Genomic DNA, 14,040 nt, shown 5'->3' on the forward strand with positions numbered 1-14,040 from the left:
GGTGAAAGCGTTGCTTCCGTTTTAATCTCCCCTGGCATGGAGCTCGAGGTCAGACATCTGCGCGCGCTGTGCGCCATAGCCGACACCGGCAGTCTGCACCGGGCCGCGCGCCAACTGGGCGTCGCCCAGCCCTCGCTCAGCACCCAACTGCGGCGGATCGAGCAGGAGCTGGGCGGCGCGTTGTTCGTGCGCGCGAGAACCGGCTGCCGCCCCACCCCGCTGGGCCGTCTGGTCCTCAGCCGCGCCCGTCCGCTGGTGGCCGATATGCGTGCCCTGGTCGCGGAGGCGAGGGCGGCCGCGGTGGGCGGCGCGGAGCTGCGGGTCGGCTCGACGGCGAGCAAGGCGCTGGCGGGCTGGCTGCGCCGGCTGCGCGGCCACGGCCAGGACCCGACGCTCCATATGAACGTCTCCCCGAACGCCCTGCTCCGCATGGTCGCCGACGGCCAGCTCGACGTCGCCTTCGTGCACGAGGTGGAGGGCTGCCCGCTGCGTATCCCGCCCGAACTCCGGCTACGCGTGTTGATGGAGCGCGAACCGCAGTTCGTGTCGCTGCCGACCGACCACCCGGCGGCGGTGAAATCCGAGGTCCGCCTGCGTGACCTGGCCGAAGACCGCTGGATGGTGGACCCGACCGTCGACGGCGAGTGGGACGCCGTGCAGCGGATGTTCCGCGCGGCCGGCGTCAACCCGCACGTCCTGCACGGCGACTACTACACGGCCGACGCCCTGGTCGCCACCGGCGAGGTGGTCGCCGTCTGCCAGCCGACCCACGCCGACAGCCCCACGATGGCGGTACGGCGCCTGCACGGCGACCCCCTCGGCGTACGCCTGCTCCTCGCGGCCCGTACGGAGACGGTCCTCGACGGGGTCTACCCCGCGCTGGAGGAGGCGTACTGGGAGGCGGCCCGGCAGGCGCCGGCGTACCGGGAGTGGCTGGAACACGACGGTGAGCGGCAGCCGCCGGTCCCAGTACTCCCGTGATCGGTGTCCGTGGGGGTCAGACGCCGATGTCGCAGCCGTCCTTGCGCCATACGGCGACGACGGCCGGGCGGACCGCCTTGCCGGGCCCGTCGGGCCAGGTGCTCACCGGGTTGTCGGCGGACGCGCCGTCGACCTCGCCCGGGTGCTGGACGGCGACGACGACACGGCGGTCCTGGATGATCGGGCCGCAGGTCTCGGCACCGTTCGGCACGGTCAGGAACTGCTTCAGCTCACCGCGCCGGGAGCCCTTGACCGGGACACCGAAGAGGCCGTCGTTGGAGCCGAGCGCGTTGCCGTCAGTGGAGATCCACAGGTTGCCGTAGTCGTCGAAGGCGACGTTGTCCGGGCAGGAGATCGGGCTGACCTGGTCCTTCGGGAAGCCCGCGAAGTAGGTCGCCGGATCCTCGGGGTCACCCGCGACGAGGAACAGCGTCCAGGCGAACTTCGTGCTGTCGGCGCGGTTCCAGCGCTCGGTCAGCTCCAGGACCTGGCCGTGCTTGTTGCCGATGCGCGGGTTGGCCTCGTCGACCGGCGCGTTGCCGCTGGTGCCGCGGCGGGAGTTGTTCGTCAGCGCCACGTACACCTTGCCGGTGACCGGGTTGGGCTGGACGTCCTCGGGCCGGTCCATCTTCGTCGCGCCCACCTTGTCACCGGCGAGCCGCGTGAAGACGAAGACCTCCTCCGCGGTCATGCCCTCGACGTGCGAGACGGCGCCGTCGGCGGTGGCGGTGGCCAGCGGAATCCACTCGCCGCTGCCGTCGAACTCGCCGTCGTTCGGGAGCTTGCCGGTGCCGTCGATCTCGATGGCCGGGGAGTCGCCGGTGAGCTTGGCGACGTAGAGGGTCCCCTCGTCGAGGAGGGAGAGGTTGTGCTCGCGGGCCCAGCGGGAGCTGCCGTGGCGCATCCGCTTGCTGCCGACGAACTTGTAGAAGTAGTCGAACCGCTCGTCGTCACCGGAGTACACGACCGGCCGGCCGTCGTGCGTCAGCCGTACGGTCGCGCCCTCGTGCTTGAAGCGGCCCAGCGCGGTGTGCTTGCGCGGGGTGGAGTCCGGGTCGTACGGGTCGAACTCGACGACGTAACCGAAGCGGTGCGGCTCGTTCGGCTCCTGGGCGATGTCGAACCGCTTGTCGAACAGCTCCCACTTGCGCTCGGTCGCGCCGCTGCCGATGCCGTAACGCGAGTCGGTCGTGCGCGTGGCGTTGGCGAAGTACTGGTTGAAGTTCTCCTCGCCGTGGAGCGTGGTGCCCCACGGGGTCTCACCGCCCGCGCAGTTGTTGAGCGTGCCGAGGACCTTGGTGCCGGTGGGGTCGGCGGAGGTCTTGAGCAGGTCCGACCCGGCGGCGGGGCCGGTGAGCCGGAACTCGGTGGTGGCGGTGACGCGCCGGTTGAGACGGTGCCGCGGCACGGGGGTGAGCTTGCCGGTCCTGCGGTCCTCCTCGACGACCACGGCGGCCAGACCGTGGGCCGCCCAGGCGATCTCGACCTGCTCGCGGGTCGGGTTGTCGGCGTCGTACCCGCGGAACATCATCGGTTCGCTGGTGTACTCGTGGTTGGCGACGAGGATCTGGCGGCGGTGCTCGCCACGGAGCGGGAGCAGGGCGAGGAAGTCGCAGTTGTAGCCGAACTGGCCGGCCTGCGCTTCGGCGGTCTGGTTGTCCGGGTCGAATTCCGGCGCACCGCGCAGGATGGGGTCGCCCCAGCGGATGACGACGTTCTGGGCGTATCCCTCGGGGGCGGTCACGACGTCGGCGGTGTTGGGCGCGACCGGCGTGAAGCGCAGGCCGCGGGCGCCTTCGCCCGTGCCGGGCCGGTGCCAACGGTCGGCGGTGGCGGCCTCGGCCTGCGGGGCGGCGGCGACGTTGGCGGCGGTGCCGATCGCGGCGGCCGCGGTGACGACGGCGGCGGCGCGCAGCGTCGTACGACGGCTGACCCCTTCGGCGATGACGTCACCGACGTACGGGTTCGTCGTCGTGTTGGGCACCTCGTGGAAACAGGCGTCTCCACACCGGTACCGACAGGTCAGGGCGGAACGGCCACCGGGATGCGAGTCACTGTTGGTACTGACGATCGGCAACTGAATGCGCATGGCTTGGTACTCCCCTTGCTTCCCCATGAATGCAGCGTGGGGGACGGTAGGGGCACGTTTGTGCGGGAGCGGGGCGATCGAATGAACGACGGGTGAACTGGAGGTATCCGTAGGGAGGTTGGGCGTCCGGCGGCCATCGGCGCGATGGCACTCTTGACGTGCCGGGGGTCCTGTGCCAGCCCCTCCCCAAGATCGCCACCCGGGCCCGCTAACCTTACGTGTCCGTCCTGGCCAGGGATCTACGGGCATCAACTCACGCGAAGGGTTGCGCACATGGGCATTCTCACTCTCCTGCGGAACGCGTTCGGCCGGTCACGCAAGGTACACACCGCCGAAGCAGAGGGTGCGACTCCTTCGCCGGAACCCCAGCCGACGGTCCCCTCCCCGTCCCCCGAACCCCAGCCGACGGCCACCGCCCAGGTACCGGAACCGCGCAGCTCGGAGGCCAGCGACTCGGAGGGGGCGGACCGGCCCGAGAAGACCGAGTCGACCGAGACGACCGAGACGAAGCCTGCGGACAAGGCCGACAAGACGGACGAGGCGGACGAGACAGAAACGGACGAGCACGAGCTGGTCTCGGCCGCCTTCGACAATGTGACGGTGCCCAAGCCGGCGCAGCCGGTGGAGGCAGGGGCCGAGGAGAAGGCGGGGGTCGAGGAGACCGCCGCTGTTGAGGAACCGGCCGCTGTTGAGGAACCGGCCGCTGTTGAGGAACCGGCTGCGGTGGAGCCCGCCGCGGAGGAGCCGACGGCTGAGGAGACGCCGGCCGCCGAGAAGGCAACGGCTGAAAAGCCGGTTGCGGAGACGCCCGCCGCTGACGAGCCGGCCACGGTCGAGCCCGTTACCGAGACGCCCACCGCTGAGGAGCCGACGGCTGAGGAGCCGGCTGCGGAGACGCCCGCCTCTGAGGAACCGGCCGTGGTCGAGGCCGTCGCCGAGACGCCCGTCGCTGAGGAGACGGTCACCGAGGAGCCCGTCGCTGAGGCCCCGGCTGCGGATGAGCCCGTCGCCGAAGAGCCGGCCGCCGAGGCGCCGGCCGTGGTCGAGGAGACGGCGCCCGAGCCGGTGGTGGAGGAGCCCGCGCCGGTCGCAGCCGTGGAGGAGCCGACGCCCGCCCCGGAGCCGACGGCCGAGGTCACGCCCGACGCGGCCCCGGAGCCCGAGGCATCCGCCGAGCCCGAGCCCGCCACCGCGCCCGAAGCCGTGGCCACCCCGGAGCCGGTGGCCGCCGACGGCGAGGACGCCCCACAGGAGGCACCCGCAGTCGACGACGAGACCCGCACGGGTGGTGCGGGTGGGAACGACACCGAGGCCGAAGGCGAAGCCGAGGCCACCGACACCCCCGCCCTCCCCCCGGGCCTCCTCACCGCCTACAACGCCGCCCGAACCGTCCTGCACCAGCAGAACCTCACCGGCACCCGCGCCAAGGTCTACCTCGTCCTCGACCGCTCCGCCTCCATGCGCCCGTACTACAAGGACGGCTCCGCCCAGGCCCTCGCCGAGCAGACCCTCGCCCTCGCCGCCCACCTCGACCCCGAGGCCACCGACCCCACGGTCCACGTCGCCTTCTTCTCCACCGAACTCGACGGCACCGGCGAACTCACCCTCACCGACCACGAGAACAAGATCGACGAGCTGCACGCCGCCCTCGGCCGCATGGGCCGTACCAGCTACCACGTGGCCGTGGACGAGGTGGTCACCCACCACCGGAAGACGGCTCCCGACACCCCCGCCCTGGTGGTCTTCCAGACCGACGGCGCCCCCGACGCCAAGACCCCCGCCACCCACGCCCTCACCGAGGCCGCGAAGAACCACCCCTCCGTGTTCTTCTCCTTCGTCGCCTTCGGGGACCCCGAGCAGAAGGCCTTCGACTACCTCCGCAAGCTGAAGGGGGACAACACGGCCCTCTTCCTGGCCGGCGAGACCCCGCTGGAACTGACCGACCAGCAGGTCTACGAGGGCATCCTGGCGAACTGGCGCCCGTAGCCGAGAGGGGGGTGGACTCCGTCCACCCCCCGAAACGCGGGTGAGTCGATCTTCAGAGGCCCAGTAGGATTTCGACCATGGCGGCCACTGGATCCGAGAAGCAGGGTGGAAAGGCGTACTACGTCTCCACCCCCATTTATTACGTCAACGACGCTCCTCACCTGGGCCACGCCTACACGACCGTCGCAGGGGACGTGCTCACGCGCTGGCACCGTCAGCGCGGCGAGAAGGTGTGGTACCTCACCGGCACGGACGAGCACGGTCAGAAGATCATGCGCACCGCGAACGCCAACGGGGTGTCCCCGCAGGAGTGGTGCGACAAGCTCGTCGAGGAGGCGTGGAAGCCCCTCTGGGAGCACCTGGAGATCGCGAACGACGATTTCATCCGCACCACGCAGAAGCGGCACACGGACCGGGTGCAGGAGTTCGTCCAGGATCTCTACGACAAGGGCGAGATCTACAAGGACAGCTACGAGGGCCCGTACTGCGTCGGCTGCGAGGAGTACAAGCTCCCCGGTGAGCTGCTCGACGGCGAGGGCGAGTACGCGGGCCAGAAGCTCTGCCCGATCCACAAGAAGCCGGTGGAGCTCCTCGAGGAGGAGAACTACTTCTTCAAGCTGAGCGAGTACGCGGAGAAGCTGCTCGCCCACTACGAGGCCAACCCGGGCTTCATCCAGCCCGAGTCCGCGCGCAACGAGGTCGTGAACTTCGTACGGCAGGGGCTCCAGGACCTCTCCATCTCCCGGTCGACCTTCGACTGGGGCGTCCCGGTGCCCTGGGACGCCGGGCACGTCATCTATGTCTGGATCGACGCGCTGCTGAACTACGCCACGGCGGTCGGCTACAACGAGAACCCGGAGAAGTTCGAGTCGACCTTCCCGGCCGACGTCCACCTCGTCGGCAAGGACATCCTCCGCTTCCACGCGATCATCTGGCCGGCCATGCTGATGGCGAACGGCCTGCCGCTGCCCGGCAAGGTCGCTGCCAACGGCTGGCTGATGGTCGGCGGCGAGAAGATGAGCAAGTCCAACCTGACCGGCATCAAGCCGCAGGACCTGACCTCGCACTTCGGCGTGGACGCGTACCGCTGGTACTTCCTGCGCGCGATCGCGTTCGGGCAGGACGGCTCGTTCTCCTGGGAGGACTTCTCCGCCCGCTACACCAGCGAGCTGGCGAACGACTACGGCAACCTCGCCTCCCGCGTCGCCGCGATGGTCGGCAAGTACTTCGGCGGCGAGCTGCCGGCGGCCACGGCCGACGGCGAGGCGGAGAAGGCGATCCACGCCGGCATGGCCAAGGCGGTCGCGGAGGCCGACCGGAAGATCGGCGAGGAGCTGGACTTCCAGGGCGGCATCCTGGCGGTCTTCGACTTCGTCAAGCAGGTCAACGGCTACATCACCGAGCAGGAGCCCTGGAAGGTCGCGAAGGACACGTCCGACGAGGGCAGGGCCCGCCTGGCCACCATCCTCTACACGGCCGCGGAGTCCCTGCGGTCCGTCGCCGTGCTGCTGAACCCGGTCATGCCGGAGACCTCCCAGAAGCTCTGGGACTCCCTGGGCGCGGAGGCCTCCCTCGGCGCCCTCGCGGACCAGCGGGTCCAGGAGTCCGGCGAGTGGGGCGGGCTCCCGGCCGGCACGACGGTCACCAAGGGCGCGGTCCTGTTCCCCCGCCTGGAGGAGAAGCCGACGGCCTGACACCTGCGGCGATCTTTCCGATCTCCGTGTCACGGAGATCGGAAAGACTCCCGTGGATTTCTTGACTGATCCGTGCCCAACTCGGGGACATCACGGGGATGTTGTCCATCCGGTTGGCATCGATCGCACCCCACCGCCACCATGTCCCCCCACACGACCGTATGGTTTCCGCCATGGCAGTCCCTGAGGTCATTCCGATCGCCTACGAGCCGCACGGCCGTACCGAGGCGATCGGCTGTTACGCGGACGGTCAGTTCATGGGATCGGTCACGTACGCCTTCCCCAAGGACTTCGACCTCGGCACCGGCTGGGAAGAGCACAAACGTCTCTACGCGGTCCTGCACACCTTCGACGCCGAGGGCAGGTACCGCGACTCGGAGATCTGGTGCGCGGGCACCTGGGCCGAGCAGCAGCGCGCCCCGCACGGCCCGGACTCGGTCCTCGCCCGTGCCCGCGCCCGTCTCGCGACCCTGCTGCGCAGCCTTCCCCGGCGCACGTACACCGACATCGCGATACGTCCCTTCCAACTCACCGTCGACGGCGTGCTGTTCGGCCTGGTGAGCGGAGAGGACGACGGCGAGCCCTGGGCCGAGCTGTACCCCGACCACCTCGGGTTCGGCGCGCCCTGGGACGGTTCGTACGACACCTGATCGTTTACGCCTCTATGCCTGGACACCCCCGAGGCGCTATACATTGCGAAGATCACACAATGCCATCACATGGGGGGATCCATTCATGGCGCTCTTCGGGAACGCGCACACCATCGACCAGGGGCAGGCGCAGCAGGACTACGCGCGGCTGCTGGGCCACGGTGAGCAGGTGCACGCCGCGTACCTGCTGATACGCGACACCATCCTGTTCACCGACCGCCGTCTGATCCTGGTCGACAAGCAGGGCATCACCGGCAAGAAGGTGGAGTACCACTCCATCCCCTACCGCAGCATCACGCACTTCGCGGTGGAGACCGCCGGCACCTTCGACCTGGACGCCGAGCTGAAGATCTGGCTCTCGGGCTCGGCGACCCCGATCGAGAAGACGTTCACCAAGGGCGTCGACATCTACGAGGTGCAGGCGATCCTGACGCAGTTCGTGGCGAGGTAGCCGCGAGGGGGGGGGCGGTCCGGTTCCCGCGCCGGGACCGAACCGCCCCCCACCGGCATCAGGCGGCGTGGGCCAGGGCGAGCGCCCCGACGACAGGAGCGGCATACACCAGGGGGAACGGGATGTGCGCGTACCGGCGGGCCCGGGCCACGGTGATGGCGGCCCCGGCGAAGTAGAGCACCAGCCCCGATCCCGCCAGCACCCCGATCACCGGCACGAACAGCCCGGCCAGCAGCCCCACGGCTCCCGCGGTCTTGGCCAGCCCGAGCCAGGTCCACCAGGCGCGGGGCACCCTGTAGTCGGTCAGTGCCTCGACGATCCACTGGGCCCGCAGGAGCAGGACGATGCCGGAGAATCCGGCCATCAGGGCGGCCAGAACAGTGACGACGACGTGGGCGACATGCATGGCGGGGCTCCTCGGCGAGAGAGGGTCGGTACGACGGTGTCTCCGTCACAGGGCTGACGCCGGGCGCCGGGAAAGTGTGACGGAGACGGCCGCGCGTCATCTCGCGTACGGCAACGGGGCGTCAGCCCCGGCCCCCGCCCGGTCCTCCGCCGAACCCTCCCTCGGGTGCCTCGCCCGCCGTGACCGTGGCGATCGCCTCCGCCGAGCCCGGTTCGCCCGTCTTCTCGGCCAGGCCACCGGTGGATTCACCGGACGACGAACCGCCCGCGTACACGCGGTACTCCTGCCCGCTCTTGATCGCGGCGGACGAGAAGACGACGTTCTGGACCGTCTTCGACGTCACGTACGTCGCGACGACCTTGCCGTCGGCGTCCACGACGTGGAGGGTCGTGCCGGACGGGACGGACGAGTCCAGGGTCGCCGACAGCCAGCCCTGCCCGGATTCGCTGTCCGGTGCGACGACCATGCCCGCGCTGCCGGCCGCGAGCAGCGTGCCACCGCTCACGGTGAAGCTGCCGTTGACGTCCAGCGCGCCGTTGCCGTTCGTCTCCGGGCCGTTGACGACGACCGTGCCGCCGGTGATCTCGGCGGTGCCGTTGGAGTCGAAGCCGTCGCCGTCGGCGTTGAGGACGAGGGTGCCGCCGGTGACCTTGGCGGTGTAGTCGCCGACGCTCTCGCCCCCGCCGCCACCACCGAAGCCGCCCTGCCCGCCCTGGTCACTCGACGAGGTCTCGCCGCCGGACGCGTTGACACCGTCGTCGCGGGAGGTGACGGTCGTCGAACCGCCGCTGACCAGGATGTCCTTGCCCTCCAGCCCTTCGTTCGACGTCGTGATCCTCAGCGTGCCGTCGCTGATGACGAGGTCGCCCTCGGCGTGCACCCCGTCGTCCCCGGCGGCGGCCGTCACGGTGGCCCCGGCCAGGTGGACGGCCGAGTCGCTGTGCAGGGCGTCGGCGGAGGCGTCGACGTCGACGGTGCCGCCTTCGAGGACGGTGATGACGCCCGACTTCAGGCCGTGTGGCGAGGAGTCGTCGGAGGCCTGGGCGGCGACGTTCACCTTCCCGCCGGTGACCACCACGTCGGTGGCCGCGTCGACCCCGTCGCCCTCGGCGGTGACCTTCACGGTGCCGCCGCTGACGGCGACGTACCCCCGGTCCGCGTCCTCGGTGTCGTCGGCCTTGAGGCCGTCGCCGCCCGCCGTGACGGCGACCGTGCCACCGTTCACGACCAGGTAGTCCTTGCCGCGGATGCCGTCGTCGGCGGCGTCGACCGTCAGGGTTCCGCCCTGGATCACCAGGCCGTCGCCGCTCGCGATGCCGTCGTTGCCGTTGCCCTTCACGGTGAGCGAGCCGCCGCCCCCGATCGTCAGGTCGGCGGCGCTGTACAGCGCGGCGTTCGCCTCGGCGTCCTCGGCGTAGGAGTCGGTGTCGGCGAGCGAGTTCTCGCTGCCGTCGGCGAGGACGACCACGGCCTCGTCGGCGTCGGCGATGTCGATCGCGGCACCCTCGGAGTTGGAGATCTCGACTCCGTCGAGGATGAGGGTGACCTTCGCGTCAGGGGCCTTCACCACCACCTGCCCGTCGTCGAGGCCGCCGCTGAGCCGGTAGGTGCCGGCCGCGGTGATGGTGACGGTCGCCCCGTCGACGCCGACCCCGTCCCCCTCGGCGGACGCGGAGTCGCCGTTCAGCTCGATCTCCACGGCCTCGGACGCGTCGGCGTCCGTGTCCCCGTCCTCGGCGTGGACGTCCTGGTTGTCGGCGAGGACGGCGGCGGCCTTCAGGGAGCCGTCCACGGACGCGGCGGCCGCCGACGACGTACTCGACGCACCCGCCGCGGCCGACGAGGAGCCGTCACCGGACGAGCACCCGGCCAGCACGGCCGTACCGAGTGCCACCGAGGCGAGGACAGCCATCAGCTTCGTACGTATCGCACGCATCGTGCGCGTCCTGCGCACCGATCTCTTGCTCATGCGGGACTCCCGTTCCATGCGAGTGCGGTGGGAAAGTGGCGCCGCAGAACGGGCAGCCAACGATGTGCGGGCAGTTCGGGGCGCAGCGCGGCGAGCCCCGTGCCGTACTTGGAGACCGGGCAGGGCCGGTGCTGCAGGGACCACAGCAGCCGGTCGGCGCCGGACCCGGCCCGCCCCGACTTGGTCTCGACGATGGCCCGGTCCGGGGTGCGCAGCGCGGTCCCGTCGATCCCATGGGGAAGGGCCCAGGTCAGGTCGGTGTCGACGGTCACCCGGGTGCCGCTCGCGGGCAGGAGCAGCGTCGTGCGCCGATACGAGGTGACCAGCGAGGGCGTGAACCGGAACCCGTCGGAGTCGATGCCGGCCGCGGCGAGCGTCTCGTCGGCGTACGCCCGCGCCTCGGACGCGAGCCGCCACTGGCTTCCCTCGTACGGGATGCGCTGCTTGACGGTCGTACCGCGCGGGCCACGGGTCTTGACCTCGAAATAGTGGTCACCGGAGTCGAGGTAGGTGCGGATCCGGAGCTTGAACCGCCGCCGGCGACGGCGCGCGGCGCCCAGGTACCCGTCCAGCTCGGGCGTGTCGAAGTACACGGACCGGTATCCGAAGCGGCGTTCCCGGTCCATCTCCAGAACCCGCACGTCCGCCCCCAACCCCGAGAGAAAGTACGGCAGTTCGCTGACCGGCAGCATGTACTTGCGGTCCAGCCGGGTCAGCAGCGAGGCGCGTTCGACGAGTTCGTCGAGCCCGATGGGCCGCAGGCCGCCGATCAGGGGGGTGAGGGAGTCGGTGGCGCTCATGCCCGCGCTCCCTGCCGGGTGACGGCGGACCCGGCCTCCTCGGGGACCCGCGCGCCCTCGGTCACCACGTACCGCACCTCGACCTGAGTGGTGTCGTTGACGAGGTCGACGCCCTTGACCGACAGATTCACCACGCGGCCGCCCAGCAGCACCTCCAGGTACGCGCGCAGGGCGTCCTCGTCGGTGTACGCGGAGTCGAGCCTCAGGCTCTGCTGCCGGTGCCGGCCGAAGAGGCGGGGGTGGTCGGCGACGTACATGGTGAGGACGATCAGCCCCATCAGGGCGGCCGTCAGCGCGCTCAGGCTCGTGGGGAGCCCGGCGAGCAGCCCGATGGCGAGGGCGGAGAAGTAGTAGGCGATCTCATGCTGCGCGATCTCGTACGACCGCAGCCGGATGATCGACAGGACCCCGAACAGGCCCATGCCGAGACCGATCCCCACGGAGGCCGAGCTCAGCGTGGTGGCGACGGCGAGGACACCGACGTTCACGCCGAGGAAGGCGGCGATCAGGTCCCGGCGGTGGTGGCGGGGGAAGTAGACGCCGAAGGTGAGCAGGGAGATGGCCGCGAGGTCGACGGCGACAAGGACCAGCTGATTCATGGCGGTTACCGCTCCCCGGGTCTGTCGTGACGTGGGCTGTGTGGGCTCATGTCCAGGACGATCGGGGAGCGGGCTGTGAGAACCCTTTGGGCTTCCTTAACCGGCCTTGAGAAACACGCCAGGAGTACGTGAGGTGAACTACACCTGTACGGCGGCATGTTGGCGTCCGGCTGGCGCGCACGCGACCGCGATAATCGGGGCACCATGCTCCCGCCCCCGCCTCGCGATCTGCTGACCGACGTCCTCACGGTCGGCGCCCGCTATCCGCTCGTCCTGGCCGGTGACTGCGCGGTCCGGGCGCATGGTCTGGCCCCGGGAGCCGCTCGGGAGACGGTGCCCCTGGAGTTGGCGACGGAGAGCCCCGAGCCCATGGACCAGATCGCGGCCATGGTCCGCCACGGCCTGACGGAACGCGGTCGGCGGGTACGCCCCCTGGAGACCGACCCGCTCTCCGCCCGCCTGCTCGTCACGGACCCCGGCATGGGTGAGGAACGTACGGTCGACCTCCTGAAGGAGACCTTCTGGCGTCCGCCGGTCATCACCGACCTCGGCCCGGCGCTCGCCATCGAGGACCTCATCGGCACCAAGGTCCGCGCCCTCACCGACCGCGGCGCGGCCCGCGACCTGATCGACGTCCACGCCGCCGCGGCCCACTTCAGCTTCCCCGATCTGGAGGAGCTGGGCCGCCGTCACGCCTGGGACGAGCTGGACCTGGCCGACCTCCAGTCCCGCCTGGAGGCGACGGAACTCCTGGACGACCGGGAGTTCACCGCGCGGGGCCTCGCCGAGGAGTCGGTGCCGGCGCTGCGCGGGTGGGCCCGGGCGTGGGCCGACGACATCGCGGAGCGGCTGCTGGAGGAGGAGGCGCTCAGACCGCCGGCGGAGGAGTGACGTGTGCCGGGCCCATGAGACGCCCCCATGATCCCACGGCGCCTTTACACTTCCCGCGTGTTGTCGGCGCACAGGTGATGCGTCCGGGGTGGAGGGGACTCACATGGGCAGATGGAGCACGGCCGCGTTCGTCGTCGTCGGTCTGATCGGGGGGATGCTGCTGCCGGCCGGCCCCGCGACCGCCGTGCACGGGGCGGTCCCCGGTGACTTCAACCGTGACGGATACCGCGACGCCGTCCTGCCCGCACCCGGCGCGAACGTCTCCGGCAAGGAGGCCGCGGGCGCCGTCGTCGTCCTGTACGGCTCGGCCTCCGGCCTGTCGGCGACCCGCCGCAAGACCATCACGCAGAACACCTCGGGGGTCCCGGGCACAGCTGAGGCGTACGACCGCTTCGGCGCCGCCACCGCCACGGCGGACCTGAACCGGGACGGGTATGCCGACCTGGTGGTCTCCACGCCGTACGAGGACACGGCCGACGGCAGGAACGCGGGGCTTGTGACGGTGCTGTGGGGCAGCAGCGGCGGTCTCACGAGCGGGACGAACCTGTCGACGCCGAGTGACGCCCCTCTGTACTACGGCCTGGACGTGGCCGCGCTCAGCACCGGCGCGGGCGCGAAGACCCAGGTCGCCGTCAGCGGATACGACGGATCAGTGTTCTTCCAGGGGCCGTTCAGCCGCACGGGCACCTTCGGTTCGGCCACGTTCAACCAGGCCACCCCCGCCGTGGAGACCGTCGCGCTCGGCGACTTCGACGGGAACACCACGCCGAACCGGGTCGTCGTCACCACCCGCCTGAGCGGACTCTCCGGCGGCGAGGTCCACATCGATCCCGTGTTCCCGCCGTCCCCCCTGAAGGCCGGCAACGGTCTCATCGCCGCCACCGGCGACATCAACGGCGACGGCTACGCCGATCTCGCGGTCGGTGACCCGGACGAGCCCGAAGTCGCGGGCGCCGACGGCGTGTCGGGCGGGCGGGTGCTGGTCTGGTACGGCTCGGCGACGGGCATCGCGGCCGACGCACGGCCCGTGCGGATCACGCAGAACACCTCCTATGTCCCCGGCGCGAGCGAGAAGGGCGACGCCTTCGGCGGCTCCCTGGCCGTGGCCGACCTGAACCGGGACGGACTGGCCGACCTCGTGGTCGGCGCGCCCCACGAGGCGATCGGCACCAAGCGCGGGGCGGGGATGGTGACCGTGATCCCGGGCCGCGCCTCGGGAGCGCTCGGCAGCGGCTCGTACGCCTTCACCCAGGACACCTCCGGCGTGCCCGGCGCCTCCGAGCCCGACGACGCCTTCGGTACGACGGTCGCCGCCGGGGACGTGAACAGGGACGGCAGGCCCGAGCTGTTCGTCAGCTCGGCGCAGGAGAACACCTTCACCGGCGCCGTCTGGGTGTTCCCCGGCGGCTCCACGCGCCCGACGGCCACCGGCAGCCGCCTGTTCACGGCGAACACCGTCGGCCTCACCCAGCAGGACAGCACGCTCCTCGGCGGGAACGGTCTGCTCTGGGTGATCTGAGCGCA

Annotated in this window: 12 protein-coding genes; 7 read left to right on the forward strand and 5 right to left on the reverse strand. The window is 70.7% G+C overall.

The features are described from left to right. Positions 1-36: 36 nt before the first annotated feature. Positions 37-981: a LysR family transcriptional regulator gene (locus tag IM697_RS00585; protein WP_194043628.1), complete on the forward strand. Its 945-nt coding sequence runs from the start codon at positions 37-39 to the stop codon at positions 979-981. Positions 982-997: 16 nt separating this feature from the next. Here IM697_RS00585 and IM697_RS00590 read toward each other — a convergent pair whose 3' ends face one another. Further along, complete coding sequence (locus IM697_RS00590) at positions 998-3,070, reverse strand: PhoX family protein (RefSeq protein WP_194043630.1); 2,073 nt, start codon at positions 3,068-3,070, stop codon at positions 998-1,000. A 273-nt stretch (positions 3,071-3,343) separates the two neighbouring features. Here IM697_RS00590 and IM697_RS00595 point away from each other — a divergent pair, with 273 nt between their 5' ends. The 4 genes from IM697_RS00595 (at position 3,344) to IM697_RS00610 (ending at position 7,851) form a co-directional block, all read left to right on the forward strand. After that, positions 3,344-5,056: a VWA domain-containing protein gene (locus IM697_RS00595; RefSeq protein WP_194043632.1), complete on the forward strand. Its 1,713-nt coding sequence runs from the start codon at positions 3,344-3,346 to the stop codon at positions 5,054-5,056. A 77-nt stretch (positions 5,057-5,133) separates the two neighbouring features. Next, positions 5,134-6,750: a methionine--tRNA ligase gene (gene metG, locus IM697_RS00600; RefSeq protein WP_194043634.1), complete on the forward strand. Its 1,617-nt coding sequence runs from the start codon at positions 5,134-5,136 to the stop codon at positions 6,748-6,750. A 173-nt stretch (positions 6,751-6,923) separates the two neighbouring features. After that, the gene (locus IM697_RS00605) at positions 6,924-7,400 is read left to right on the forward strand and encodes a hypothetical protein (protein WP_194043636.1); all 477 of its coding nucleotides are present in this window, start codon (positions 6,924-6,926) and stop codon (positions 7,398-7,400) included. An 85-nt stretch (positions 7,401-7,485) separates the two neighbouring features. After that, positions 7,486-7,851, forward strand: coding sequence for a PH domain-containing protein (locus IM697_RS00610; protein ID WP_194043638.1), 366 nt, complete (start codon positions 7,486-7,488; stop codon positions 7,849-7,851). A 58-nt stretch (positions 7,852-7,909) separates the two neighbouring features. Here the strand turns inward: IM697_RS00610 and IM697_RS00615 are convergent, their stop codons facing one another. The 4 genes from IM697_RS00615 to IM697_RS00630 form a co-directional block, all read right to left on the reverse strand. Further along, positions 7,910-8,257, reverse strand: coding sequence for a DoxX family protein (locus IM697_RS00615; protein WP_194043640.1), 348 nt, complete (start codon positions 8,255-8,257; stop codon positions 7,910-7,912). Positions 8,258-8,378: 121 nt separating this feature from the next. Continuing rightward, positions 8,379-10,226 carry a carbohydrate-binding domain-containing protein gene (locus tag IM697_RS00620; RefSeq protein WP_228044451.1) on the reverse strand — a complete coding sequence of 616 codons (1,848 nt, stop codon included), beginning with the start codon at positions 10,224-10,226 and terminating at the stop codon, positions 8,379-8,381. Beyond that, on the reverse strand, positions 10,223-11,026 hold the full coding sequence (locus IM697_RS00625) for a polyphosphate polymerase domain-containing protein (RefSeq protein ID WP_194043642.1): 804 nt from the start codon (positions 11,024-11,026) through the stop codon (positions 10,223-10,225). Before IM697_RS00625 ends, IM697_RS00620 begins: the two co-directional genes overlap by 4 nt. Next, on the reverse strand, positions 11,023-11,625 hold the full coding sequence (locus tag IM697_RS00630; protein ID WP_194043644.1) for a DUF4956 domain-containing protein: 603 nt from the start codon (positions 11,623-11,625) through the stop codon (positions 11,023-11,025). The genes IM697_RS00625 and IM697_RS00630 overlap by 4 nt, the downstream gene beginning before the upstream one ends. A gap of 204 nt (positions 11,626-11,829) precedes the next feature. Here IM697_RS00630 and IM697_RS00635 point away from each other — a divergent pair, with 204 nt between their 5' ends. Both IM697_RS00635 and IM697_RS00640 read left to right on the forward strand, forming a co-directional pair. Continuing rightward, the gene (locus IM697_RS00635; protein ID WP_194043646.1) at positions 11,830-12,516 is read left to right on the forward strand and encodes a nucleotidyl transferase AbiEii/AbiGii toxin family protein; all 687 of its coding nucleotides are present in this window, start codon (positions 11,830-11,832) and stop codon (positions 12,514-12,516) included. Between the two features lie 103 nt (positions 12,517-12,619). Then, a complete protein-coding gene (locus IM697_RS00640; RefSeq protein ID WP_194043648.1) occupies positions 12,620-14,035 on the forward strand; it encodes an FG-GAP-like repeat-containing protein in 1,416 nt (471 codons plus the stop codon). Positions 14,036-14,040 lie beyond the last annotated feature (5 nt).

It is taken from the genome of Streptomyces ferrugineus (assembly GCF_015160855.1).
In the GTDB taxonomy this organism is placed as follows: Bacteria; Actinomycetota; Actinomycetes; order Streptomycetales; family Streptomycetaceae; genus Streptomyces; species Streptomyces ferrugineus.